The sequence below is a fragment of the Peribacillus sp. SIMBA_075 genome, from assembly GCF_046534585.1.
The window spans coordinates 147,049-173,297 of sequence record NZ_JAWRYN010000007.1 but is presented as its reverse complement, the minus strand read 5'-3'; the positions used below and the strand labels follow the sequence as shown (position 1 = coordinate 173,297).

Here is a 26,249-nt window from a genome sequence, read left to right as displayed (position 1 = left end):
CCTCCCATCATTCCTGGTTGGCCTCCTGGATGGCCTCCCATCATTCCTGGTTGGCCTCCTGGATGGCCTCCCATCATCCCTGTATGGCTTCCTTGATGGCCTCCCATCATCCCTGTATGGCTTCCTTGATGGCCTTCCGTCATCCCTGAATGGCTTCCTTGATGACTTCCCATCATGCTTGGATGGCTTCCTTGATGGCCTTCCATCATGCCTGAGTGGCTTCCTTGATGACTTCCCATCATGCTTGGATGGCTTCCATGATGACCTTCCATCATCCCTGAATGGCTTCCTTGATGACCTTCCATCATCCCTGAATGGCTTCCTTGATGACCTCCCATCATGCCTGAATGGCTTCCTTGATGACCTCCCATCATGCCTGAATGCCCTCCTTGATGACCTTCCATCATGCCTGAATGCCCTCCTTGATGACTTCCCATCATGCTTGGATGGCTTCCATGATGACCTTCCATCATCCCTGAGTGGCCTCCTTGATGACTTCCCATCATCCCTGAGTGGCTTCCTTGATGACTTCCCATCACCCCTGAGTGGCTTCCTTGATGACCTTCCATCATGCCTGAGTGGCTTCCTTGATGACCTTCCATCATGCCTGAGTGGCTTCCTTGATGACCTCCCATCATCCATGGTTGACCTCCACCTTGGCCACCTATCATCATACCTGGATAGCTTCCACTTTGACCGCCCATCATCATGCCTGGATCACTTCCACTTTGACCGCCTATCACCATACTTGGATCGCCTCCACTTTGACCGCCCATCATCATACTTGGATCGCCTCCACTTTGACCGCCCATCATCATGCCTGGATCGCTACCACTTTGACCGCCATATTGTTGGACTTGAGCCGATTCTTCTGACTCCGCTTCATATTGATGCTGCATCTCTATTTTTTTGTTTCCTTGATACTGCCCTTTCACATCCGGCCCATAAGTTCCTAGTACCCCCTTATTACAGCCGCAATCTTCCTCTTCTTCACCGGCTGTCTGGGCATACTGCTGAGGAAAGTTATGGTGATCATTTGAAGAAGACGATTCCATTGATGACCCATACTCTTGTTGCATATATGAACCTGCTACTTGAGCTTGTTGATTCATCCCCCCATAAAAATGATGCGGAACCGGTGCTGAGGCTTGATATGGATAATGTTGCTGGCCTGCTGGATTCATACTTGCCCCTTGAACGAATCCTTGCCCCATCGTTTGCATGTCAGGAGATCCTCCCCAAACATCAGAACTTTCTTCCATCATTTGATAACCTTGTGGAGCCGCCTGGTACCCTTGAGCACCTTGATATGGGGCTTGCATCCCTTGCATCTGCATATACGCCCATGGAGGCGGCTGAATACAATAACCGCTTCCAGGCATGATTGGCGTTACTGGAATACAATCATCCACCGGCTCACAATATTCCTGTTCTGGCTGGACAGCAGGCTTTTTCTTCTTCTTTTTAGTGACTGCCTGCACTTCTTTTTTCTTTGGTAAAGGTGGTGGTGCAGGAGGCTTCTGTACACTCATATTGGTCATGTTGACCATATAATAATTATTGATATCGATTTCCGGAATCACTGGCATCGGTACTGGTACTTCTTTTGGAACGATTATTTGCTTCTCTTTAATGATTGGCTTTGGCTGAACGATCTGTTGCTCTTTCTTAGCTGGCTGAACGATCTGCTGCTCCTTCTTAGCTGGCTGTTGAAAGATTTTCTGCTCTTTTACTGGTTTTTGAACGATTGGTTGTTCTTTAACCGGCTGTTGAAATTTCGGCTGTTCTTTTACTGGATGTTTTTGCATAATTTGCTGCTCTTTCATAGGTGCAGGCTGTGCCTGATACGGTTGAATTTGGGATTCTTTCATTCCCTGTTGAATATTCACGTTTGGTTTAACCGTTTCTTTTATTACAGCTCCGGATGTCCCTGGTATTTTAATTTTCATTCCGGGCATCATCATGTCCGGGTTGCTCAATTGCGTGTTAACTTTTTTAAGTTCTTCAAAACTGACGCCATATTTTTTGGCGAGCTTCCAAAGCGTATCGCCTTTTTGGACTATATGAATTTTCACGCTGTTAACCCCTCCTGTGCATATGTCCATATATTCTATGATGCAGTGGGTGAATTGCTATTATTTTTATCATGAAAACTTATGCGTGAAAAAGGACTTTTATGATTGGAACCAATGATTTAGACACATGAAAGGTACTTTTTTGAAGAAGAAAAAATCGATATGGCATCCCGGAAAAAGGATAATCTTTTCTCTTAGGACCTACAGGATCGATAATTAGAAAGGAACCATGCATTCATCCTAAAAAAAGGATTCGTCAGGAATCCACCATGAAAGAAACGCTTCCTTCAACCCATCTAAACTAAAGGGGAATCCTGGTATAATAAGCTAAATGACCTAAAGCTGTGGGTCCAGGTAACTTTTCTTACATTCTGGGAGGAATATTAGTGGAAGAAAGGGCCGCTCGAACGTGGAGGACAAAAGAGGTAAAGGTATGGCCGGAATCGGTTTGGCAATCATCTTGTTCGTGATGCTTCTGGCGGTAATCCAAGCGAATTGCTAGGCAGCTTGAATTCCACAGATTTGGCTATACTTCTATTTTAAAACCAAAAAGAATGTTGGCAAAAGGAGTTTTATCTAAATGGTAAAACAAAATTGACTGAGATGGAAGATGCGAGACTGCTGGGAAAAGTGCGTCCAAGGAAGTCCCCACAGGCGCAAAGAGTGCCCAGGTCGGACCGTCAGCGGAAAGTGAGTGCCCTGCGTTCCAATCAACGTTCAAATTTTACAAACCCACAAAAAAAACTGTAGACACACTCAATTATTTATCGAGTTTGTCTACAGTCTGAGGGGGGCTTCTGCCCTCCCTTTCTTATGTTATGAAAAGTCTTTTTCAATTTTATTATTGATAGGATTAACTTAAACCCGTTCCAACATTCTGTTTAAAGCTAGTATGGCATTATCCGCAATGCCCTTCTCGACTTTTATCGGATTAATGACAATACCTTCTTCAATTGATTCAAGCGCCCAAAGCAAGTGAGGCAAATCAATCCGGTTCATCGTAAGGCATGGACACATATTCGGATTTAACGAGATGATGTTCTTGTCAGAGTTATTGGCGATAAGCCGTTTAACAAGGTTCATTTCCGTGCCGATTGCCCAAGAACTACCTGGTTCGGCCTTTTCTATCATATTAATGATGTACGATGTCGAACCCGCATAATCCGACAGGGCGACTACCTCACGGCGACATTCGGGATGAACGATGATATTCATTTCCGGCTGCTCCGCTCGAAGCGTTTCAATATTCGCCGTCGTGAAATTTTCATGGACCGAACAATGCCCTTTCCAAAGAAGTACCTTCAGATCTTCGAGTTCCCCTTCATAAATCAATTCGTCCTTATGAGGATCCCAGACAGCCATTTCATTTAATTGAATGCCAAGGTCAAAGGCTGTATTCCTCCCAAGATGCTGATCGGGAAGAAACAGGATCCGTTCTTTTTGCGAGAGGGCCCACGATACCATCCCTTGTGCATTTGAAGAAGTCACCGTCGCCCCGCCATTTTTCCCTACAAAAGCTTTGATGGCCGCAGTCGAATTAACATAAGTGAGCGGAAGGATCGTATCGCCAAATAATTCCTGAAGCTTTGTCCAGGCCCGTTCCGTTTGTTCAATATCCGCCATATCTGCCATTGAACAGCCTGCACGCATGTCAGGAAGGATGACCGTCTGCCCTTCTTCAGTCAAAATATCGGCAGTTTCAGCCATGAAATGTACGCCACAAAACACGATATAATCCGCTTCGCGATTTTCGGCGGAAAGCTGTGCCAACTGAAGTGAATCTCCCGTTACATCCGAAAATTGAATGACTTCCTCCCGTTGATAATGATGACCTGGGATATAAAGCCGCTTTCCCATTCGGTTCTTAATGTCATGGACCCGTTTTTCCATATCTTCCATTGTCATCGTCTTATATTTTTCAGGCAATACATTCCCTGCCGTACTAGCCATCTCCAATATGTTCATTTCAATATCCCCTCACGTTCTTTGACCTTAGCGCTAATATCAAGTGCCCTGACACTGTGAGTCAGACTGCCCAATGAAATATAGTCAACCCCTGTTTCCCGATATGAGGCTAGATTGTCTAAATGAATACCTCCGGAAGCTTCAGTTATGATGTGGGCAGGAACCAATTTGATCAGTTGCTTAATTTCTTCGGGGCTCCGGTTATCGAACATGATGATATCAGCACCGGCTTCCACTGCTTCAAGCACCTGTTCGATTGATTCCGTTTCCACTTCCACTTTAGTGGTATGTCCCAGTTTGGATTTTACCGTTTGAACCGCCTTCGTTATGGACCCAGCGAAAGAAATATGATTATCCTTTATCATGACGGCATCAAACAGGCCATATCGGTGATTGAATGCCCCGCCTGAACGGACCGCATATTTTTCAAGCATCCGCAGGCCAGGTGTAGTTTTCCTCGTATCACAAGCCCTCGTCTTCGTCCCCGCTAAAATGTTGGTAGCTTTATGAGCCTGTGTCGCAATGGCGGACATACGCTGCACTAAATTCAAAACCACCCGTTCCCCTTTTAAAAGAGAAGCCATATCGCCGGTCATTCTTGCAAGTTGATGTCCTGGTTCAAAAACTTCGCCATCATGAACAAAAAGGGAAACCTCGATTTGCTCATCCAACAATGCAAACCCTGTCTTGATGACGTCACTTCCACTAAAAACTCCGCCTTCTTTTGCAATGAATGTCAAAGTCCCTTGTTCACCTTGATCAAAAATCGTATCACTCGTTACGTCGCATTCACCTATATCTTCCATTAAAAATTGTTGCAGCATCTGCTTAAGCTTCAATATATTCATATAGTCGCCTCCCTTTTACCCGGTTTTTCACATCTGTGCAAGCAAGGATAACCGAATTTTCAAGCCATTGGGAGTCATCTTCGCTTGGATAGTCACTGCGGAAATGACCGCCCCTGCTTTCCGTTCTGGTCAGTGCGGATTCGGCAATCAGCCATGCCACGATTGTGGCATTGATATTCGTTATCTCTTTTATCGATAATCCCGTTACTTCCATATGCAGCAATTTTTCGATATTGAATGTCTCAAGATAATCCTTCAGTCGAGTTAAACCTGCTTCATTTCGAACGATTCCTGCTTCGTTCATTAATTTTTCCTGCAATGTCGCGAGATCAGGTAAAATGGTAAAATGGCAGGAACCTTTGGACTGCTCTTTTTCTTCCGGTATCGACCTTGCTGGCATATTTGCTAGCAACTGACCAAGCGCATTTCCAAAAACCAGCCCTTCGAGTAGGGAGTTGCTGGCCAATCGGTTCGCCCCATGTACACCAGTGCATGCCACTTCACCAACTGCATACAAAGAAGGGACAGAGGTTCTCCCCCATTCGTCGACTTCAATCCCCCCCATCAGGAAATGGTTTCCAGGCGCTACAGGGATTTTCCCGAATTTAAGGTCCAGCCCGCTTTTTTCACATAATGAGCTCACTGTCGGAAAACGCTTCTTAAAATCCTTAATCATTGAAATATCCAAAAATACCTTTTCTCCGCGCTGTAAATAAGAAAAAATCGTCTGTGCCACAATATGCCTTGGAGCCAGATCTTTCATGGCATGGACATCCTCCATGATCGGTCTTCCCATTTCAGTCACTAACCTTGCACCATCCCCGCGGACCGCTTCTGAAACCAGCCCTTCCGCTTTACCATTTATAAAAAGCAGGGTCGGATGAAACTGTATGAATTCCATGTCACGAACTTTTGCCCCGGCCTTGAATGCAAGTGCGATTCCATCTCCTGAAACCGTTTGTGAATTTGAAGTGAAATGGTATAGGGAACCACAGCCTCCAGTTGCCAAAACTGTTCGTTCCGCGTGGTACGTTACAAGTTTCCCAGCCTTATCAAGAGTTTTGACGCCTATGCAAGAATCATCTTTTCCGATAATCAACTCCACTGCTGCCGCATTCTCGACCACAGTAATCAAAGAGTTTTTCAAACACCCTATTAGATGTTCCATGATGTACTTTCCTGTAGAATCCCCATGACTATGAAGGATTCTCCTTTCACTGTGGGCACCCTCCATGCCAAGCATGAGGGTACCATCATGATCATGGTCAAATTGCATGCCGGAACGAATAAGTTCAGCTATCACCGAAGGGGCCTCTTCGACGAGTATTTCCACTGCCTTTTCCTTGTTATAACGCTGACCAGCCTCCAGCGTATCTTTTTTATGATAGGATACTCTGTCACGATCAGATATTGCAGCTGCAATCCCGCCCTGTGCTAAATAGGAATTACTATGGCGGATCTTTGATTTTGTGATGAGTATCACATGCTTATGTTTACTTGCTTCCAATGCCGTTTTCAAGGCAGCAATCCCGCTACCTATAACGATGATTCCCGCTTTTACCATTATTTCATTCCTCCTGTTTATGACAGGTGTCTTGACAACTATATTTACATATTATTAAACTATTATCAAGAGTTTTTTAAGATTACAAGATAGAGGTGATTTCTTGATTTATTTGGATTATGCAGCCACAACGCCGATTGATGATGAGGCACTCGACGTATTCAGCCAAGCATCCCGGAAGTTTTTCGGGAATGCAAGCAGTTTGCATGATATTGGCTCTGAAGCGGCACGTTTATTGGATATGTCACGGCAGCAACTAGCAGAAATGCTGAACATAAAAAAGGAAGGAATCATCTTTACGAGCGGCGGGTCAGAAAGCAACATGCTTGCCATTGATACATTCATCGCATCAAAACCATCCTGGCAGAACCACTTGATTGTAAGCCGAACTGAACATGCATCAATTGCCAATTTTGTCGCAAAGCTTGAACATGAAGGCTTCGAGGTTACGTATTTACGGCATTTGGAAGATGGCCGAGTTGATATTGAACATCTACAGGAATGTTTATCGGAGAAAACTTGCTTGGTCATCGTCCAACATGTGAATTCAGAAATCGGGGTCATTCAACCCATTGAGCAAATAAGTAAAATCGTTCGAAGACACCATGCTTTCTTGCATGTGGATTGTGTCCAATCATTTGCTAAATTGCCGCTTGGGAAGTTATCTGCCATATGTGATGGATTATCAGTTTCCAGTCATAAAGTTTATGGTCCAAAAGGGACTGGAGCCGTCATTTTCCCGGCCATCCATCGGTTGAAGGCTTCAGTACCTAATATCACTCATGAATATGGTTTCCGGCCAGGGACAGTGGACGTCCCCGGTATAGCTTCCTTCGTAACCGCTGCAAAGAAATTAGGGGATACCATGGAAGATGAACGGAAACGGATTTCCATGCTTAGGGTGCAATTGATCGAGCGGCTTACGGAAAAGAAAGTCGATTTTCAAATCATCGATGCGGAGGACAAGCAATTGCCCCACATTCTGGCACTGACCTTTGCTGGATTCCAAGGACAGTACATCATGCTGGAATTAAACCAGAAGGGATTTGCTGTATCGACGGGAAGCGCCTGTCAAATCGGTAAACAGGATCCTTCAAAAACAATGATGGCCATTGGGAAAAGCGAAGATGAAGCACATCAATTCGTCCGTTTTTCATTTGGTAAAAATACAACGGCCGACGACCTTCACAAGTTGGCAGACTGTCTCGAAGGAATAGCTTCCATTCGATAAACCCCTCCATTCTATGGTAGAATGTTTGTTAATAAAGAGGTGAATGATTATGGAAAGAAAGAAATTACTCGGGGAAGAAAGACGGACGAAACTCTTACATTTATTGCAAACAAGCGATCAGCCAGTAACAGGCAGCGAGCTTTCGCAAATCACGAATGTAAGCCGGCAGGTTATCGTTGGTGACATAACGCTCCTGAAAGCACGGAATGAACCTATCATTGCCACGAGCCAGGGCTATATGTACTTACAAACGGGGAGCACCCAAAAGCCGGAAAGGATAATTGCTTGCCAGCATGATCCTTCACGGGCCCAAGAAGAGCTATTTTTACTCGTGGATATCGGCATCACGGTGAAAGATGTCAAAATCGAGCACCCCGTATACGGCGACCTGACCGCTTCCATCATGGTCAGCAGCCGTAAAGAAGTCCAGCAATTCCTCTCTAAGGTGACGGCAACGAACGCATCTTTTTTATCGGAACTAACGAGCGGCATCCATCTCCATACACTGAGTGCATCATCAGAAGAACTGCTTGATGAAGCGGAAGGTGCATTGAGGGATGCCGGCATTTTGGTCGATTGAAAAAATGAAAATCCTCAAAAGCCACATCTTTTGAGGATTTTTTATTGCCTCCGCACTATCCATCGCCTACAGCCTGTCCCCAGCCCCCTATCCCTTGTGTTAATTCATCATTCGATGGCCTCTTCCAAACGGGATTTTGATATTTCTGCATAATCAGATCCCCTGAAGTTCATTACCAATCAAAGCTAAGTTTTTTGCGAAATTCTTCGTCCAAGGTAATGAATGGGAAATGACGGTTCCAACCGCTTGAGTCCAAGAACCGAACGTTTCTTCGAATTGCCTATCCATCTCTGCTAACCATCATCCTATCATGCATGTTTGGATATTTTTCTAGCATTAAAAAAAGGTGCATCCACTAAGGATTAGTCACAAGGTATGTAATCATGTTCCATACAGGTAATCCTCATATTCCTCTAAAGAATCATCTCCAAAGTGAAAAATAATGAATTCCTTCATCGCTCTTTTCTTGTCCACTTTATATATATTCCATAAAATTACAGAAAGAAACTTGTACACAAGGAAAAGCCCAATCTTAACGGAAACCTTCACAAAAAAATGCCCCGGAACTAATCCCGGGGCACCTTTCTTGTATAAAGCACAGCTGAGGGTTGTACCATTTATCACTTAGGAAATCGATGATGCAAAATTCCAGCCCTATGTACCCAGGAAAAATCGTTTACAGTCGCTTTAAGCGTTCAATTTTCCTGGGAAATCATCGTTGCGGTACACCATTTTGGACTCTAAAGCATGAATAGCTTCCCATGATCGAAACCGTACACCCAAGGGCCTCGAGCTCAGAGATTGCTCCTGGAATGAGAACATCGTCAAGGGCCATTTCAATGTCGATGATGAAAAAGTAATTGCCTAATCCTGTTTTCATGGGTCTTGATTCAATCTTGGAAAGATTAAGCTTCCTCCAGGAAAAAGCGGATAGGACTTGGTGAAGCTGCCCTGAGTGGTCGGCAGGCAGCTGAATCATCAGGGTCGTTTTCTTGTTCCCTTCAACGGTCAAATGCCCTTCATAGTCAACTTCACTGTTGGATACGACAATAAACTTGGTGTGATTATGTTCGTAATCGTGAATGTTTTCTTCCACAATCGTCAAACCATACTCCGCTGCAGCCATATCATTTGCAATCGCAGCAATATTGATATCGGGATTCTCCATCACCATTTTTGCAGCGGCTGCAGTGGATGTGACATACTCATATGGAATGCCCCTTAGTTCTTTATGGAGGAATTTGCGGCATTGAGCGATGGCATGGGAATGCGAATAAACCATGTCCGGTTTGAAACCAGGATATGCATGATCCGGATGCACCATATAATGCTGTTGAATTGGGATCGTCACTTCCCCTTTCATCGGTAATGTGACTTCATGGACTAAGTAATCCATCGTAATATTTACCGATCCCTCCAAAGCATTCTCGATCGGTACGAGCGCGTGATTCACTTCCCCGTCCCGGACAGCATCAAGGCAGTCTGGAATCGTGTTCATCGGCATTTTTATATCATTAGGAAATAGTCGCGAAACAGCTAAATCCGTGAACGTCGCTTTTGGTCCAAGAAATGCAATTTTTGATGTCATATTATAAACTCCTTTTCACGGAAAATCTATTGTTTATGTTATGCCATTTTCTGATTTTTTACAATAGTTAATCGATAAATCATCCTCTAACAAATAAAAACAGCCTGTACATGTGAAATGTACAGGCTGTTTTCATGCGCCGTTCCCAATAATTTCGACTTTTTCGACGAACTCCATTTTACGCAATTTAGTAAGCAGTTCATCAATATCCATCGTCATCCCACCCGTGTTCAGAGATAGGGTAACATTAGCACGACCCTGCAAAGGAATCGTTTGGTGGATAGTCATGATGTTGCAACCGGATGAGGCGACGAGCCGTAAGAGCTCCGATAGAGTACCAGAACGATCCTCGAGGTAGAAGAACAGTGTAATCAGCTTTTCTTTAACAACAGTATGAAACGGAAATACCGTGTCACGGTATTTGTAAAAAGCACTCCTGCTTAGGTCCACTCGCTGTACCGCTTCCCAAACTGATTCTGCTTTTCCCCGTTCAATCATTTCTTTTGCATCCAGCGTTTTTTTCATCGCTTCGGGAAGGACATCCTCCCGAACGAGGAAAAATTTCTGATCGGCCTTATTCAAACTCCGCACGCCTCCTTTTGCCTGCCATCATGGTCTTCAATCAATCAACAAATTCAAATTCATATTCAAGGATACGGACGATATCGCCATTTGTTGCACCTTTTTGACGAAGGCCTTCGTCGACTCCGAATGAACGAAGCTGTCTAGCGAAACGACGTATGGACTCATCACGGGTAAAATCAGTCATTTTGAATAGACGTTCTATCTTGAATCCTGATACGGCAAAGCTGCCATCGGATTCGCGTTCAATATTAAATTCATCTGACTGTGATGTATGTTTATAAAGAACCCGGTGGATTCCAGTATTCTCTTCTTCATGATCAAGAGGGAACTCAGGCGTTTCTTCGATTTTATCAGCAATTGCATAAAGAAGCTCACGGATTCCTTCACGCGTTACGGCAGAAATCGGGAAAACAGGATAGTCTTCTTCCAGCTTTTCTTTGAATGCTGCTAAATTATCTGCTGAGTCCGGCATATCCATTTTACTTGCTACAATGATTTGCGGACGTTCAGTCAAGCGCAGGTTATACTCTTCCAACTCTTTATTGATTGTTTGGTAGTCTTCATATGGATCCCTGCCTTCAAGACCCGACATATCGATTACATGAACGATTACTCTCGTTCTTTCAATATGGCGCAGGAATTGATGTCCAAGGCCCACTCCTTCTGAAGCGCCTTCGATCAAACCCGGTAAATCGGCCATGACGAAGCTGCGGTGATCTTCCGTTTCCACCATTCCGAGGTTAGGAACGATCGTTGTGAAATGATATTCGGCAATTTTAGGTCTTGCTGCGGATACGACAGAAAGCAAAGTGGATTTCCCTACACTTGGGAAACCAACCAAACCGACATCAGCCAACAGTTTCAATTCCATGATTATATCGCGCTCTTGGCCCGGTTCACCGTTCTCCGCGATTTCAGGTGCAGGATTGGCAGGTGTAGCAAAACGGGAATTTCCCCGGCCTCCACGGCCACCCTTTGCGATAATGGCGCGCTGCCCGTGCTCAACTAAATCAGCAATGACTTCCTTCGTTTTTTCATCAATGACAACCGTGCCTGGTGGAACTTTGATGACCATATCCTTTGCGGCCGCACCATGCATGTTTTTGGACATGCCATGTTCCCCGCGGGGTGCCTTAAAGTGACGTTGATAACGGAAATCCATTAACGTACGCAAGCCCTCTTCCACTTCAAAAACGACATTTGCCCCATTACCGCCATCTCCGCCGGCAGGTCCGCCTTTTGGTATGAATTTCTCACGACGATAAGCAACTATTCCGTTACCACCGTCTCCGCCTTTTATATAGACTTTCGTTTGATCGACAAACATGCTATCACTTCCTTGTTTTCTGCAAGTCATTTCTTGCTGTATACTTCTCTAAAAGTTAATATCCATCTTAAAAAATATTTCATCCTCATTACATTCGAGAATTTCAATTGATTGCTCGGCCGTTAATGAACCTTCCAAAAACTCCCTCACTGCGGATTGATCAATGAACCTGCCTTGCATATGAAAGGAACAGCGCATATCGCTCACTTCTTTTTCTTTTTTACCCATAGAAACAGCTAGTATATTTTCAAAAAACGGGTCCAGATTCTTATCCAGAGTTTTAAAGAAATCGTTCGTCCAGCGATACATCAGCTCGTCCATTTCAGCAGAGCCTTCAAAAATATCAATGATTTCATATTCGCAATAAAATGAGCCATTATTCCAATTCGACGTCAGCAACATCTCGGTGAACTTAGGTAAATTCAAACTGGAGAGGCGTGCTTCATTCTGGGTTTCAACAATGATTTCATCAATGATGCCCTTGACACGATCAATTCTGTTCAGCTCCAGATTCCCTTTGATGATTTGAATTTTATTCAGCCAGTCATGCCTGGTTTGACGAAGAGTTTCAATAGTCGTCCAATTTTTTTCCATTATAAACACCTTCAATTATGATAAAGAAACTTTTTTCAGCTCTATCATGTTGAATACTTCCATTTGTACAGTATATCAAAAAAACGACAAACAGGAAATGAAGCTCGATTCACATGCCTTCACATGAAAGCCCCCGTCCAAAAAATACAGCCGCACACCCTGAGTTCTTTGGACGATGGTAGAGCCATTTGAACTAAAAAAGAGAATGGGCCTTATTTATGCACCAATTGGAGATATTATAGTTGAATTGGACTGTCTATTCGGTTTAATCAAATGGGAAGGATGAGTAACTTGGATTTTCCCCCCTGAAAGTTTAAGAAAGCCCGCCGATTGGCGAGCCTTTTGTAAGTCAGAGGTTGTTTTCCTTATACTAATGACTAAAGTCTCCTGCAAAATGCTGGTTATTAATCGTTCCTATAGTATAAATAAAGGGCCAGACCCCTTCTTCACTATATAGCATACCATTATTAAAAATGACGCGGTATATAGTGTCTCGTAGAAGGAATCAGACCCTTTTGAGTCAGCCTCTGTTCAAAGATGCCAATTATGCTTCTTGTGCAACTGGATATACGCTTACTTTTTTACGGTCACGTCCGAAACGTTCGAATTTAACAACACCGTCTACTTTAGCGTATAGAGTATCGTCTCCACCACGGCCTACGTTCTCACCAGGATAGATTTTTGTTCCGCGTTGACGGTAAAGGATAGAACCACCAGATACGAATTGACCATCTGCACGCTTAGCGCCAAGACGCTTAGATTGAGAGTCACGTCCGTTCTTTGTAGAACCTACTCCTTTTTTCGAAGCGAAGAACTGAAGATTTAATCTTAACATTTGTTCCACCTCCTATTGGTTGAGGATAATTTTCATGTATTTACCATAATCACGTTCGATGGTTTGCAGCGATATGAGCATACTGTTCAAAAGCAGCTGAACCTTCTCTTCCGATTCCGGCGAAAGATTCCCCGGAATGACGCAGCGAAGATAGCCGCCTTCCCTACCTTGCTCAATCTCAGGCTCTACGTCCGTTAAGGACATGATCGCATTGACTGCCCCAAAGGAAACAGCCGATGCACCTGCACAAACGATATCAGAACCTTTTTTAGCAAAATTAGCATGTCCGCTTAAGGTGAACGAAGTAATCCGTTCCTGCGGAGCATCAAAGACAACTTTAATCATCTAGAATCAGCCCTTACGCGTTGATTGCTTCGATAACAACTTTTGTGTATGGTTGACGATGACCTTGTTTTTTACGATTGTTTTTCTTCGCTTTGTATTTGAAAACAGTGATTTTCTTTTGCTTACCTTGTTTTTCGACAGTACCTGTTACAGTAGCGCCTTCAACTAGTGGAGCACCGACTTTCACGTCTTCGCCACCTACGAATAAAACTTTGTCAAATGTAACAGTTTCGCCTGCTTCTGCGTTTAATTTTTCAATGTAAACCGCTTCGCCAGCTGCTACTTTAATTTGTTTACCGCCAGTTTCGATAATTGCGTACATACTTGCACCTCCTTAAATGTCTCAGACTCGCCAATCACAGGCGTTTTACCAGAAAGGCAAAAGCTTAGGACCTGTTGTTGAGCGGTTGTAGCACGGGTGCTACAAACATAACATTAAAATCCTAACATGAAACCGGAATGCCTGTCAATATATTTGTGAGATTTACCCTTCCTTCATTCGAAAGCCCGCCCGATTTCCTGTATGCTCCCGAAGCGCTTGATGGAATAGGCATTCCTGGGACCTGGGATAAAAGATAGGAATAACTTTTTAGCGATCAATTCCTCCAGTGTCTGCCGGTATGATTCCTTTTCACCAAGCAGCACGTCCGCCACCGCTTTACTGACCTCCACCCAGACCGCTTCATCATCCGTCTTCCGATGTTCAAGCAATTCACGTTCCAAGCGGAAGGCCACCGTTTCCGGGCTCTCGATTTTACCGATACCACTGCACACGGGGCAAGGCACCGTCATCATTTCACTTAAAGATGGGGATGTTCGCTTTCTCGTCATTTGTAAAATGCCCAGTTCCGTAAAGCCGATGACCTGGATCCGCTTCTCATCCCTCGCCGCTTCCTTTTTGACGATGTCGATGATTTCTTGCGCATGTCGTGATTGGTCCATATTGATGAAATCTATCAAAATGATTCCGCTGATATTCCTCAATCTCAGTTGACGGGCGACCTCTTTCGCCGCAGCCTGATTCACCGCAAACAATGTTGCTTCCTTCGCCACCTTGCCGGTGAACTTACCTGAATTGACATCGATTACGGTGAAAGCTTCCGTTTCTTCAAAAATTAAATATCCGCCATTATCAAGCCAGACGATTTTCTTGGCCATTTTCTCGACTTGCGCTTCCACATTCCATTCAGAAAAAATATTCTTACCAGATACATGGGATATTTCCCACTCCTTACGGTTTTCCTGTACCCATTTTTTCAATTCCTGATAGGCCTCGAAATCATCGATGGCAAGTTCTCCGGCAGCCGTTCCCGACATTTCAGAAATGATCATATCAAGGTATGTGTCCCTCTCATATAGAAGGGACGGGGCCTTGAGGGACGCAGCCTTAATTTCAAGTCCTTTATAGAGCTCCCGCAATATAGTTAACCTATCCAGGAAGACCGTTTCACTTTCGTTCTCCATCGAGGTGCGGACAATCAATCCCTCATCTGGCTTTTTATATTGTAAGGCCGTTTCCCGCCACTGCTTATGCAGATCATCATTTTTGAATTTCTTTGAAACGCCAACATAATCTATTCCATGTATGTATACGAGGGAATCCGTTGAAAACTCGATCAGCCCTGTCAATTTAGCACCTTTCGTACCCGTTTCATCCCGGGCCACCTGAACTAGCAGCTTTTCTCCTTGACGGACATATTGACCGATTGATGCTTTCCCATCGCTTTTTTTTGTCAGCTGGTAAGAGGGAATCTCGTCACGGTGTAAAAAGCCATTCTTCTCTGCACCGTAATCAATGAAGACGGCATCCATACCCGGTAACACCTTCGTCACTTTCCCAAGATAAATATTACCGACCGTACTGCGCTTTTGAGGCGGCATGATTTCAAGTTTACGTAAAACACCATTCTCAAGTACGGCCACTCTTTTTTCGCGTGAAGCTAGGTTCGCGATCATCTTTTTCATCAAAAAAATCCTCTCCTCAATTTGAAGAAAGGATAACATATTTAATAAGAATATAATAGGTCGCCGATTTTCCCGTTTGTCATTTTCTCGGAAAAATAGGCATGAAGGATTTCCGTTTCATCCAACGAACCGCTTTCTTTCCCGTTTTTCATGATGATGACGGGGTGTTTACATCCGCGCTGGAACAGTTCCAGCACTTTATAAATCGGTTCTTGTGAATCCACCGAAATCGGCTTCAGTTTCGCCAAATCATTCGTATGCCCGTAATGGCGCTGCAAAAGAAAGCGGATAAACGCATAATACCGCTGCCGCCATTCCATGACGAGCGACAGACTTATGAAAAAGATGATGAGCCAGATGTTCAAATTGAGCGGATCAAGAATGAGCCAGGTCAAAAAAGCCAGGACAGCGAATGCTGCAGAAAAATGAAGTGTATGTTTCTGCGCTTCAAGAAAGGTACAATATAGGGAAACACCGATGAATAGCAGCCGTCCCCCGTCCAATGGCCAGATTGGCAGCAAATTAAAGACCAGCAGCATAAGATTCATATATAAAAAGGGCTGATACAGTTCATAGGAAATAATAGAAAAGAAATAGAGCAAAAAGGCTGCACCAATGAGCCAAACATGTTGAAGCGGACCGGCGAGCACCACCGCCAAATCCTCCTTCAAACTCTTATTTCCATACTCCTCAGTCTCGACAGCCCCACCAAAAGGAAGCAGCTGGATTGACTTTATCCGCCATTTGAAGTGCTGGGCACAGACGGCATGCCCCATCTCATGAATGAAGACGATGAGCAGCAGCATCATCACTTCAACGAAATGGGCAGTGAGGATGGCGATGCCAATGACAAACCACAATGTCGGATGCACCCTGATTTTAAACAGTAATTTCCCATATTCACTCAAATCGAATCACCTTTTTAGGATTGACGAAAGCGTCATTTTCTTTTATCGCTAAATAAAACCTGCCTTTGGATCCATCTTCACTTACTGTAACCTGTCCGACTTCATTGCCCTTTTTAACGAACTCGTACAACTTCACATCAATACCTTCCAGCTGCCCATACCAAGATTCACTTTTATTGGCATGCTGAATGACGACCGTCTTTCCAATCCCCTCCTTTTCGCCGGCAAAAATGACTACCCCTTCATTAACGGCCTCAACCTTTGAGCCTTTGCTCGTTTCCAATATGATTCCCTCACCGTTCGTCTCGAAGGTTTGGGTAATCTTCGCAGAAGCTGGCATTGCATATTCTTCATTCGAATCAACAGTTTCCTTACCTGCTTCATTCGGTAAAAAAGCAATTGGTTTACCAAACGCACTTTCGTACCAATTGGAGATTGAAGCGAACTGAAATTCCTTGCTCATGTTCTCCGTGACAAAACTTCTGGCAGGGTCAAGCCGCACAGAAGGGTGTTTGAACATCACCGCGATAATCAGGAACAGGCATACACTGGCAAGGACTTTAAAGAAAAAATATTCTTTCTTGAAGAGCGGATGATCTTTCTCGGAATACCCGTTAAATGAATCAACCCCATATGGTTCCTCATTATTGATCTCCGTCCAACTACTGCTTCCTGCCGGTTTATCATTAAACTTACGTCTCTTGGCGATACGATTGCGGATATCTTTCCTCCGATCATCCATTCCAGATTCTCCCCCCTGTTCATGTCAAAGCGCTATATTACAACGTATGAGCAACTTGTCCTGACTATGACGGAGAAAAGTTTTTCTTTCCGGACATCCCCAGGATTTATAAAGCGAAAAAAATTTTTTGAAGGAAAAATCCACCGGAAACTAATGAATTCCTCAGGCAATTTGGGCATCGATTCAGATAATCGAATAATTGAGGAAAAAATCCAATTGATATTGTTCCCATTAATTTGTTATAATAAAGTGGTTTTAACATTATTGAGGGGGAACGTTTTTTTATGTCAATCGAAATAGGCAGCAAAGTACAAGGTAAAGTAACAGGTATCACTAATTTTGGAGCATTCGTAGAATTACCAGGAGGCTCAACAGGTCTTGTGCATATCAGTGAGGTAGCAGATAGCTATGTAAAAGACGTAAATGACCATCTTAAAGTAGGCGACCAAATTGAAGTAAAAGTGATTAGTGAGAAAGACGGAAAAACTGCCTTGTCCATCAAAAAGGCTATAGATAAACCCGAAGGGCAAACCTCTTCTTATACCAAACGCCCACCACGCCAAGGGGATAGCCGTTCTAAAGATTTTCGTTCAAAAGGTAATTTCCAACCAAAGGAAAATTTCGAAGATAAAATGGTTCGCTTTTTAAAGACTAGTGAAGAAAATTTATCGACTCTTAAACGCAGCACCGAATCAAAACGCGGCGGCAGAGGCGGAAGACGCGGATAACCCGCACATTCCAGCATATAGATAAGGCAAGCCAGGATATGGCTTGCCTTTTTTATTTATTATGATGGGAATACCCAATAGTTCCATGCAGCAAAAGAAGCGAATGCATAAAATGCTCCCGCTTCTTAATATGGAATATAGAATTTACCGCACGCTAAAGAATTTTTTCAATTTGGACATGAAGCCTTTCGGTTCTCCGCCAATTGGAGTCAAGGGTACAGATTCGCCAAGGATCCTTCTGGCAATGTTCCGATAGGCAAGTGAGACTCTATTGTCCGGGTTATAGGCAATGGGTTCCTTTCTATTCGCTGCCACAATGACTTGGTCATCATCAGGAATGACGCCGATCAAATCAATTTTAAGAAAATCGGCAACTCCATCGATATCCATTTCTTCATCCTCATGAAGTAAATGGCCGCGTATCCGGTTGATGATCAATTGAGGCGGTTCAATATGCTCTTCTTTTTCAAGCAGGCCAATAATACGGTCTGCATCCCTGACAGCCGGTCTCTCTGCAGTCGTAACGATGATCGCCTTGTCTGCCCCAGCGATGGCATTCCTGAAGCCCTGTTCAATGCCTGCAGGGCAATCAATGATGACATAATCATAGTCAGGCTTCATATCGCTTATGAGTTTCCTCATCTGCTCTTCATTCACCACTGTTTTATCACTATTTTGTGGAGCTGGAAGCAAATACAGCAGATCCTCGAAATGTTTATCTTTAATAAGCGCTTGGTGTAGCTTACAGCGCCCCTCTACAACATCGACCAAATCATAGATGATGCGATTTTCCAATCCCATGATCACATCCAGGTTCCGAAGACCAATATCCGTATCAATCAAGCAAACCTTTTTGCCTAGAAGAGCTAAAGATGTTCCTAAATTGGCGGAGGTGGTCGTTTTCCCGACACCACCCTTACCGGATGTTATAACTATTGCCTCTCCCACGATTAGAGACCCCCTTCTAATCTATTTAAATTAGGTCTATATTTCTTTAAAACTTGCAGTTTTTCTATAATGATATTTTCTTCTTCATCCATGAAGGCACATTCCAAGTCATGTCCCCATTTCGTATATTGGTCAGGAGATAAATTCACTTGTCCAGCAATGCGCAGCTGGGCAGGCTTCATGACAGAGGCAGCTATTATGGCCTCATTATTCCCTTTATATCCGGCATGGGCTATTCCCTTTAGCTGACCCATGATATATATGTTGCCGCCCGCACGAACCGTTCCGTCGGGGTTGACATCGCCAATTAGAAGTAGATCACCAGGGACTTCAAAAACCTGTCCCGACCTGATCACCTTGGTCACGGTCGTCACTTGGTTTTCATCCTTCCAGCGTCTCGCTTCTTCCTTCGTCAGGACATTCGAAATCATCTCATCAACGAAAAGCTTCTTCTTTTTATGGATGACCTCTTTAATCTTTTCTTCTTGTTTTTCATCAAGATAGCGGTTCCCTGTATGTACTTTTACGGAAATGGACGGGTCATTTTCTTGAAACTGATAGTTTGCCGAAAGCTTCACTTCTAACTCTTTCAATAACTCGGAAAATGAGCAAGAATCATCGAGATGAAGCATAAACCCGTCTTTTGTTCCCTTAATCATGACATTTTGCTGAATTCTTTTATTCATGACGTTAGTTTCACCTCAATGAAATATAATTCGACATAGGAAAACAAATTTCCTTTTTCTACGTACACGGAAAAGAGAAAATACATTCTCGACCTGCTTTGTAAGACACAGGAACGTTAATCCGTTCCTCCTTGCAAATCAAGCTTTTCAAACATTCTTTTTAAAGGATAGCAGCTGATAATAATGAATGCGAGGTTCAATAATAATGTCGGCAGCAATCTGCGTTCCGCAAATTCACCGAATCCCATATCTGCAAAAGAAAGGATGACATTCATCTGAAAGATGACAACCTCTAAAACTGCCGTAAACAAAAGCGCCGTCAGGCAGGAAACCAATAAACTATTTTGCAGGATCTTCATGCATTTCGATATCAGATATGCAAGAAAAGGCAACAGGAACATGTAAATCCCCAGGATTTCCGTATACACGACATCATAAGTCAACCCAAGAATCGCTCCATAAAGCATACCCATTTTCCTGGATCCGTACATGGTCAGGAAAAAGACGAAAATCATCATGAAATGGGGAACGAGGATTTTATCGGACCCGAATGCATCACCAGCGAATATCTGGGCGAAGATGCTTTCAAAAACGAAAAAAAACAAGGCTATAAAAGAAAGGATGAAATATCTCACTTAGCTTCATCCTCCCCATCACTTTCTTTCTGTACACCGCCCACTTCACGCTGAACGACCATTACATTATTAATATCATAAAAATCCGTCGAAGGTTCAATATATGCGGTTTGGTTCAATCCATATTGATCCACTTTGACATCGACAACTTTCCCGATCAGCAAACCTTTCGGAAAGATCCCTCCATAACCTGAAGTGATGACCAATGAATTTTTCTTGATCTTTTTATCATAAGGTATCCGCTTCATCAGTAAAAGGTTCTTCTTATCATCGAAGCCTTCAATCAAGCCATATGCTTTATCATCACCTTGAACGATGGCAGAGACACGGTTGGCTTTATCGATCGAACTTAAGAGTTGAACCGAAGCCGTGAAATCCGTCGCTGTTTTCACCTTACCGACTAACCCTTTGGATGTGATGACAGCCATATTTTTTTCTACCCCATTACGCTTCCCTTTATTAATCGTCAGCATTTCATGCCAGCGGTCAGGATTACGTCCAATGACCGTCGCCTGAGTGGGTGAATACTTCCGCAGGTCATCTTCTTTTTTGAGGTTATCGCGAAGGTCTTCATTTTCTTGTTTTAAATCTTGGACTTGGGTTTTCAATAATACATATTCATCCAAGCGGGCTTTCAATTTTTTGTTTTCCTCGTATGTATTTTGAAGGTCTTTTAAGCCCCCTACAAAACCTGTTATACCCGATACTGGCTTATTAAACACATTTCCGACCCAGCCTGTCGTATCTTTCAGGAATTGCTCCGGCCATGTCAACTCTTCTCTCTCTCTTAATGAAAAACCGATCAATGCCACGAGAACGATAATACTAACGAGCAAGAGAAGGAGCTTTTTATTAAAAAACTGTGGCATGATAATTGCACCTCTATATCTAAAATATATAAAATCTAATATCTAAAATCTAAAATCATCTAAAATTTACACAATCGTCTTGTTCATACAGACCAAAAAAACAGCTATAAATGATTATAATGAAACAGATAAACATAAGAAAAACCGGCTCAAAATTGCACCTTTTGTTGAGCCGGCCCTATTTGAGAAGTAATGCTTATCGCGAATCTCTTGATTTAGTCTTGAACAAATGAATGTGGTCCAACGCTTTACCCGTTCCGATTGCAACACAATCCAGCGGATTTTCAGCGATGATTACCGGCATTTGCGTTTCTTCACTGATGACTTTATCCAAATTGCGCAGCAAAGCACCCCCGCCTGTCAGCACAATGCCTCTATCCATGATGTCAGCTGCTAATTCAGGTGGTGTTTTCTCTAGAGTGTTTTTCACGGAATCCACAATTGCAGAAACTGTGTCGCTTAATGCCTTGGATATTTCCTCAGCTGTAATTTCGATCGTTTTCGGTAGTCCAGTCAATAGGTCACGGCCGCGAATTTCCATGTTATCTACGCCTTCCGTGTCTCCAGCAGAACCAATTTCCATTTTGATGGCCTCAGCAGTACGCTCACCGATCATCAAATTGTAGTTCTTACGGATGTAAACGATAATGGCATCATCCATTTCATCACCGGCAATACGGATGGATTGGCTTGTTACGATTCCGCCAAGGGAAATGATCGCCACCTCCGTTGTTCCACCGCCAATATCAACGACCATGCTGCCTGTAGGCTCCCAAACAGGAAGGTCAGCCCCGATCGCTGCTGCAAACGGTTCTTCGATAGGATATGCATCACGGGCTCCAGCTTGTCTAGCTGCATCGATGACTGCGCGCTGCTCAACTGCCGTAATTCCGGAAGGCACACAAATCATGACATATGGCTTATTACCGAATACGCCCTTCTTTTGAGCTTCCTTCATATAGTACTTCATCATGGTAGCCGTCGTTTCATAATCGGCAATCACTCCATCCTTCATAGGACGTAGGGCAACCACGTTACCAGGTGTACGGCCGATCATGTTTTTCGCATCGTTTCCGACTGCAACGATTTGCTTTGTATCTGTTTGCACAGCTACAACCGATGGTTCACGTACTGCGATTCCTCTTCCTTTCACATATACAAGCGTATTCGCCGTTCCTAAATCAATCCCTATATCTCTAGCGCCAATTCCAAACATTATGGTATCTCCCTTTCGTAAACAAAAATGCCTTTTATAAGTTCAAATAATAATTTGTCGTTTTTTGACAATAAGAGTTTTGAAAAAGTTTCCTCTTTTAAAAATCATAAACAATATTATATCGTATCGTCAAAAATTTTGATAGTGTCATAAATAACCTTTTTCCTTCAAACTAACATATTTATGTTCCCCGATAATGATATGGTCCAATACTTCAATCCCGATTATTTTACCACATTCGACTAATCTTTTCGTCACTTCAATATCTTCTCTGCTGGGAGAGGGGTCTCCGGAGGGGTGGTTATGAAGACAGATGATAGAGGCAGCGGACCTTCTGAAAGCTTCTTTAAAAACCTCACGCGGATGAACGATTGAGGCATTGAGGCTACCGATGAAGACCGTAGTTTTTTGAAGCACTTGATTTTTCGTATTTAAATAGAGACAGACAAAATGTTCCTGTGACAAGAACCGCATTTCTTCCATGCAATAATTGGCTCCATCTTCAGGAGATCGAATCACATAACGGTCTTGATCATTCAATTTGTTAATCCTCCTGCCAAGTTCGACAGAGGCCAGTATTTGAATCGCTTTCGCTTCACCAATCCCTTTAATCACCGTCAGTTCTTCCACTGAGGCTTCTTTTAGCAGACGCAGGCCCTTGAAGGAATTGATGAGCCTGCCCGATAGTTGCAGAACGGATTCTTCCTTTGATCCCGTCCTCAATAACAGAGCAAGCAATTCTTGATTGGATAGACTTTGCGGTCCGTCCTGCAGAAACCTTTCGCGCGGCCTCTCTTCTTTCGGGTAATCCCGAATTAACATTTTTGATCCACCCTTTCTTGGAAAAGGGAGATGCCAGAGGGAAATCGTTTATGCTAAGTCTGCCTGCATCGCTTTAAGTTCACGGGCCAATCTTGAGACCGGAAGCCCGACGACAGAGAAATAGTCCCCTTTGATTTGTTTGACGAGAAGAGATCCATATCCTTGAATCCCATAGCCGCCAGCTTTGTCAAAAGGTTCCCCGCTATCCAGATAACGTTCGATTTCAGCTTCTGGCAGCTCCCAAAATGTCACTTCCGTCTTTTCTGCGAATACTCTGCGATGCTCGCCGAATAGGATGGCGACACCTGTGTATACTTGGTGTGTCCGTCCTGATAACATTTCCAGCATTCTTTTTCCATCTGCCCGGCTTGCCGGCTTCCCCAATATCTCACCATCAAGGACAACAACGGTATCCGAGCCGATTACCCAGTTTTCCTGAAATTTCGCTGCGATGGCTTCCGCTTTACGGGAGGCCAAGTTTTTCACCGCAGCATCCGGACACATGTTTTCATCAATACTTTCATCGACATTGGAATTCATGCTTTCAAAGGGGATTTGAAGAAATTGTAGAAGTTCTTTACGACGTGGTGATGAAGAAGCTAAAATCAATGGCTGCATAATTAAAAAGTCACCTTTCTTTACTAGGGAGATACATATCTATCCTATCAAATAATGGTCCAATCCACAATTATTGTTTACTAGGAATCGACAAATGCCCGAAAGTATTTCCCGGAAAATAAAAAAAGGTGTCAGCAGATAGTTTCATATTGGGAGCCTGTCCCATTAGGTAGCTCCCCTTTTTCTTTACTTAACTTTATATATTTTGGTAATTCAATAAAAAATCAAGAAGACTTTCTTGGGCCTGAAATAGCTTTTCTTCGTTTAGGGAAGTCTCATATTCGTTAATCGACTTTGCCGCAGCCGTCAGGTCATCGTTCATTTTTGAAAACTTCGGTGATAATTGCCCTCCCTTCAGTTCATCCAGGTTTTTTTTCAGGGTTTCTCCGTTTACCGTCCCTTCCTTTCCGCGAAGCTTTGTTGCAGATATTTCTGCCAATGATTTATATACTGCCTTCATCTTGTCAAGGGTTTTCTCTTCTTCCTGGCTTGTCCCAGCCGCTTCAAAATTGATTTCCTTCCAATATACGTCTACATCATAGGACTTTAAGAATAAGGCCAGCTCCTTACTTGCAGTGAGACTCTCTGCCGATCCCAGGAATAAATAATAGCTGTCTTCCAATTTGAAAATTTCAGCTGGAACCTGCTTTTGCATGATTTTCTTTTGGATTTGCCTTGCCGCATCCTCGCTGCTGAATACACCACCCTGTACAAGAAATGTCTTTAGCTGGGTTCCTGGTTCATTTGCTGCCGCTTTTTTATCTTCAACAGTGGCTCCCTTTGGAATCGAGGTCCCGACCGAAGAAACTGCGGCTTTTTCCTTTGTAATCGTTTTAACGGCGATCAAGCCAAGAATCGATCCAAAAAACACTGCACACATGACAGCGATCATGAATGCCTTGATCGGTCTATTATCCGGGCTTTTCAGCGAACTAGTCCCAAAACCGATTAGCTTCGGCATTTTCTTCTTTGGCGGTGAGGGAATCAATACAATCTTGTTTTCATTTGAATCCTCAGGGAGTATCCATTCGAAACTCTCATCTGGCTGTTCCAGCTCCTCACTCGCCGCCTCTTGGCTTTCCATTTTATTTTTATCGGCAAATACTTTTTCTTCCCCATTTATTTTAATCGTGACGCCTTTGCTTTTTTCCGTCTTGCCCAATTTTTTTCCTCCCCTCCAGATCATTTTTTTCATCCTAACATAGAGGCAAAAAAAAATAACAAGACTTTTGTCGTCTTGTCATTAATAGGTTTCGTCAAATTTCCCTATTCATATCGAGTTACACAAAAAGGAACTTCCAGGCACTGGTGCTTCTGGTCCATGAACCGTTTAATAACGCCATACACCAATTACATATATACCTCTTCCATGTCATCTTCACTTGAAGCCAAATGGGGATAGTTCCCTACTCCTCATTGTTCAGGTGTTTTTTGACAAATTACTCTTGAACTGGGATGGTCCTTTAAGCTCATCTTAGAAAAGTTACATACCAATGTAAAAGGGAATCGCCCCAAAAATAAGCAGTCAAAGTCCCCAAAACGATATATGGCCCGAAAGGAATCAGTGTTTTCTTTTTTAGAACCCCGGTTAGCAACCCGATGATTCCAAGGAATGCACCATAAAAGCACGCAAAAAGAAACGATAGCAGGACCATCTTCATTCCCAGTACAAAGCCAATCACTGCAAATAGTTTGATATCACCGCCACCCATGCCCCCCTTACTCACCACAGCGATTAATAGCAGCAGGCTAAAGCCAATCGCTGCCCCGACAATTGAATCCCACCATGGCGACAGCGGAAATGAAACTCTTAGAACCGTAAAAATCGCCATAAAGAAAAGCAGTATTTTATCAGGAATGAGCATATAGGCTACATCAGACACGAAGATGATCATAAATAATGAAATCAATGTCCAGCCAACCCAGAGTTCGTCCGACCAGCCAAGAAATATGGGAGCTGAGGCAAACAAAACACCGGTCAGCATTTCCACTGACGGATAGAGGGGGGAAATCCTTGCTTTACAGCCCAGGCATTTTCCGGATTGCATCATATAAGAAATAACCGGTATCAACTCGAAGAATGTCAATGTACGCCCACAAGAAGGGCAAGCAGAGCGCCGATTCGCAAATGAATTACCCGCTGGAACACTTAAACCGACGACGTTAAAGAATGAGCCTAAAATTAAGCCCAAGACGAAGAGATAGATATGGATAGCCATCATTTATACAAAGTGCACGAGGATTCGATTGCTTTTCTTTGAAACCCTAATATAAAAGTCCCTTCCGCTATATAATAATCACTTGGTTTCTTCATGATTTTTCATTCCTCCCGTCATTTTAATAAGTAGATCCTACTATTCATCAGTCATATAGAATCAATATATAAACATATTTTAACAAATATACTTGGTGAATTGTTATCAATCACTCTATTAGAGTTTTTTCTTTTCAAGAGACTCTGTTAACAAGAGAAAAGGACCTTTGAAAGATCCTTTTCTCAGACTGTAGACAAACTCTCGATGAAAATTTTTAGGGGTTTGTGCAATAGGAACGTAGGGCACTCCCTTTGCGCCTG

The 26,249-nt window shown here is 43.3% G+C and carries 27 protein-coding genes, 1 pseudogene and 1 other annotated feature; of the genes and pseudogenes, 3 read left to right on the top strand and 25 right to left on the bottom strand.

Translation table 11 applies throughout. The annotated features are described in order from the left end of the window. Positions 1 to 1,927: 1,927 nt before the first annotated feature. From safA to nadB, 4 genes and pseudogenes are all read right to left on the bottom strand, one after another. Positions 1,928 to 2,075: pseudogene (gene safA / locus SB775_RS08570) on the bottom strand (SafA/ExsA family spore coat assembly protein); the annotation flags it as partial. Positions 2,076 to 2,933: 858 nt separating this feature from the next. Next, positions 2,934 to 4,040, bottom strand: a complete 1,107-nt coding sequence (gene nadA / locus SB775_RS08565) for a quinolinate synthase NadA (protein WP_410861246.1) — start codon at positions 4,038 to 4,040, stop codon at positions 2,934 to 2,936. Further along, positions 4,037 to 4,888, bottom strand: coding sequence for a carboxylating nicotinate-nucleotide diphosphorylase (gene nadC / locus SB775_RS08560; protein WP_089361651.1), 852 nt, complete (start codon positions 4,886 to 4,888; stop codon positions 4,037 to 4,039). The genes nadA and nadC overlap by 4 nt, the downstream gene beginning before the upstream one ends. Next, on the bottom strand, positions 4,869 to 6,452 hold the full coding sequence (nadB, locus tag SB775_RS08555; RefSeq protein ID WP_410861244.1) for an L-aspartate oxidase: 1,584 nt from the start codon (positions 6,450 to 6,452) through the stop codon (positions 4,869 to 4,871). Before nadB ends, nadC begins: the two co-directional genes overlap by 20 nt. A 103-nt stretch (positions 6,453 to 6,555) precedes the next feature. Here nadB and SB775_RS08550 point away from each other — a divergent pair, with 103 nt between their 5' ends. Both SB775_RS08550 and SB775_RS08545 read left to right on the top strand, forming a co-directional pair. Then, positions 6,556 to 7,683, top strand: coding sequence for an IscS subfamily cysteine desulfurase (locus tag SB775_RS08550; RefSeq protein ID WP_410861242.1), 1,128 nt, complete (start codon positions 6,556 to 6,558; stop codon positions 7,681 to 7,683). 46 nt (positions 7,684 to 7,729) lie between these two features. After that, positions 7,730 to 8,263: a transcription repressor NadR gene (locus tag SB775_RS08545; RefSeq protein ID WP_061466154.1), complete on the top strand. Its 534-nt coding sequence runs from the start codon at positions 7,730 to 7,732 to the stop codon at positions 8,261 to 8,263. A 153-nt stretch (positions 8,264 to 8,416) separates the two neighbouring features. On the opposite strand, the gene SB775_RS08540 is transcribed toward SB775_RS08545, so the two are convergent. The 12 genes from SB775_RS08540 to SB775_RS08485 form a co-directional block, all read right to left on the bottom strand. Beyond that, positions 8,417 to 8,551: a hypothetical protein gene (locus SB775_RS08540; RefSeq protein WP_410861241.1), complete on the bottom strand. Its 135-nt coding sequence runs from the start codon at positions 8,549 to 8,551 to the stop codon at positions 8,417 to 8,419. Positions 8,552 to 8,644: 93 nt separating this feature from the next. Then, complete coding sequence (locus SB775_RS08535) at positions 8,645 to 8,812, bottom strand: hypothetical protein (protein ID WP_410861240.1); 168 nt, start codon at positions 8,810 to 8,812, stop codon at positions 8,645 to 8,647. Between the two features lie 163 nt (positions 8,813 to 8,975). Further along, positions 8,976 to 9,851 carry a prephenate dehydratase gene (gene pheA / locus SB775_RS08530; RefSeq protein WP_089361654.1) on the bottom strand — a complete coding sequence of 292 codons (876 nt, stop codon included), beginning with the start codon at positions 9,849 to 9,851 and terminating at the stop codon, positions 8,976 to 8,978. 132 nt (positions 9,852 to 9,983) lie between these two features. Beyond that, positions 9,984 to 10,433 (bottom strand): ACT domain-containing protein, encoded by a 450-nt coding sequence (locus SB775_RS08525; RefSeq protein WP_061464241.1) that lies wholly within the window; start codon positions 10,431 to 10,433, stop codon positions 9,984 to 9,986. 40 nt (positions 10,434 to 10,473) lie between these two features. Next, positions 10,474 to 11,763: a GTPase ObgE gene (obgE, locus tag SB775_RS08520; protein WP_061464242.1), complete on the bottom strand. Its 1,290-nt coding sequence runs from the start codon at positions 11,761 to 11,763 to the stop codon at positions 10,474 to 10,476. A gap of 48 nt (positions 11,764 to 11,811) precedes the next feature. Beyond that, on the bottom strand, positions 11,812 to 12,357 hold the full coding sequence (locus SB775_RS08515) for a Spo0B C-terminal domain-containing protein (RefSeq protein WP_410861238.1): 546 nt from the start codon (positions 12,355 to 12,357) through the stop codon (positions 11,812 to 11,814). A gap of 544 nt (positions 12,358 to 12,901) precedes the next feature. Beyond that, positions 12,902 to 13,192, bottom strand: coding sequence for a 50S ribosomal protein L27 (gene rpmA / locus SB775_RS08510; RefSeq protein WP_034308845.1), 291 nt, complete (start codon positions 13,190 to 13,192; stop codon positions 12,902 to 12,904). Positions 13,193 to 13,204: 12 nt separating this feature from the next. Then, positions 13,205 to 13,537, bottom strand: a complete 333-nt coding sequence (locus SB775_RS08505; RefSeq protein WP_410861236.1) for a ribosomal-processing cysteine protease Prp — start codon at positions 13,535 to 13,537, stop codon at positions 13,205 to 13,207. 13 nt (positions 13,538 to 13,550) lie between these two features. Further along, positions 13,551 to 13,859 (bottom strand): 50S ribosomal protein L21, encoded by a 309-nt coding sequence (gene rplU / locus SB775_RS08500; RefSeq protein ID WP_034308849.1) that lies wholly within the window; start codon positions 13,857 to 13,859, stop codon positions 13,551 to 13,553. A gap of 13 nt (positions 13,860 to 13,872) precedes the next feature. Beyond that, positions 13,873 to 13,956, bottom strand: a sequence feature (ribosomal protein L21 leader region). A gap of 76 nt (positions 13,957 to 14,032) precedes the next feature. Next, positions 14,033 to 15,502, bottom strand: a complete 1,470-nt coding sequence (locus SB775_RS08495) for an Rne/Rng family ribonuclease (protein ID WP_410861234.1) — start codon at positions 15,500 to 15,502, stop codon at positions 14,033 to 14,035. A 41-nt stretch (positions 15,503 to 15,543) separates the two neighbouring features. Beyond that, positions 15,544 to 16,410 (bottom strand): M50 family metallopeptidase, encoded by an 867-nt coding sequence (locus SB775_RS08490; protein ID WP_061464246.1) that lies wholly within the window; start codon positions 16,408 to 16,410, stop codon positions 15,544 to 15,546. Then, on the bottom strand, positions 16,403 to 17,152 hold the full coding sequence (locus SB775_RS08485; RefSeq protein ID WP_089361657.1) for a M23 family metallopeptidase: 750 nt from the start codon (positions 17,150 to 17,152) through the stop codon (positions 16,403 to 16,405). Before SB775_RS08485 ends, SB775_RS08490 begins: the two co-directional genes overlap by 8 nt. Positions 17,153 to 17,436: 284 nt before the next feature. Between SB775_RS08485 and SB775_RS08480 the strand changes: the two genes are divergently transcribed. Continuing rightward, complete coding sequence (locus tag SB775_RS08480; RefSeq protein ID WP_053347157.1) at positions 17,437 to 17,880, top strand: S1 domain-containing RNA-binding protein; 444 nt, start codon at positions 17,437 to 17,439, stop codon at positions 17,878 to 17,880. A gap of 144 nt (positions 17,881 to 18,024) precedes the next feature. Here the strand turns inward: SB775_RS08480 and minD are convergent, their stop codons facing one another. The 9 genes from minD to SB775_RS08435 form a co-directional block, all read right to left on the bottom strand. Further along, entirely contained in the window at positions 18,025 to 18,828 is an 804-nt protein-coding gene (gene minD, locus SB775_RS08475) for a septum site-determining protein MinD (RefSeq protein ID WP_089361659.1), read from the bottom strand. 2 nt (positions 18,829 to 18,830) lie between these two features. Further along, positions 18,831 to 19,514 (bottom strand): septum site-determining protein MinC, encoded by a 684-nt coding sequence (minC, locus tag SB775_RS08470; protein ID WP_089361660.1) that lies wholly within the window; start codon positions 19,512 to 19,514, stop codon positions 18,831 to 18,833. A gap of 116 nt (positions 19,515 to 19,630) precedes the next feature. Further along, positions 19,631 to 20,149, bottom strand: coding sequence for a rod shape-determining protein MreD (mreD, locus tag SB775_RS08465; RefSeq protein WP_410861233.1), 519 nt, complete (start codon positions 20,147 to 20,149; stop codon positions 19,631 to 19,633). Further along, the gene (gene mreC / locus SB775_RS08460) at positions 20,146 to 21,018 is read right to left on the bottom strand and encodes a rod shape-determining protein MreC (RefSeq protein WP_410861231.1); all 873 of its coding nucleotides are present in this window, start codon (positions 21,016 to 21,018) and stop codon (positions 20,146 to 20,148) included. The genes mreD and mreC overlap by 4 nt, the downstream gene beginning before the upstream one ends. Before the next feature lie 196 nt (positions 21,019 to 21,214). After that, positions 21,215 to 22,234, bottom strand: coding sequence for a rod shape-determining protein (locus tag SB775_RS08455; protein WP_061464254.1), 1,020 nt, complete (start codon positions 22,232 to 22,234; stop codon positions 21,215 to 21,217). A 147-nt stretch (positions 22,235 to 22,381) separates the two neighbouring features. Further along, the gene (radC, locus tag SB775_RS08450; RefSeq protein WP_089361663.1) at positions 22,382 to 23,056 is read right to left on the bottom strand and encodes a RadC family protein; all 675 of its coding nucleotides are present in this window, start codon (positions 23,054 to 23,056) and stop codon (positions 22,382 to 22,384) included. A gap of 48 nt (positions 23,057 to 23,104) precedes the next feature. Continuing rightward, complete coding sequence (locus tag SB775_RS08445; protein ID WP_410861229.1) at positions 23,105 to 23,674, bottom strand: Maf family protein; 570 nt, start codon at positions 23,672 to 23,674, stop codon at positions 23,105 to 23,107. A gap of 196 nt (positions 23,675 to 23,870) precedes the next feature. Then, positions 23,871 to 24,836 carry a hypothetical protein gene (locus SB775_RS08440; protein ID WP_410861228.1) on the bottom strand — a complete coding sequence of 322 codons (966 nt, stop codon included), beginning with the start codon at positions 24,834 to 24,836 and terminating at the stop codon, positions 23,871 to 23,873. A gap of 307 nt (positions 24,837 to 25,143) precedes the next feature. Continuing rightward, positions 25,144 to 25,896, bottom strand: coding sequence for a prepilin peptidase (locus SB775_RS08435; RefSeq protein ID WP_410861226.1), 753 nt, complete (start codon positions 25,894 to 25,896; stop codon positions 25,144 to 25,146). Positions 25,897 to 26,249: the final 353 nt, after the last annotated feature.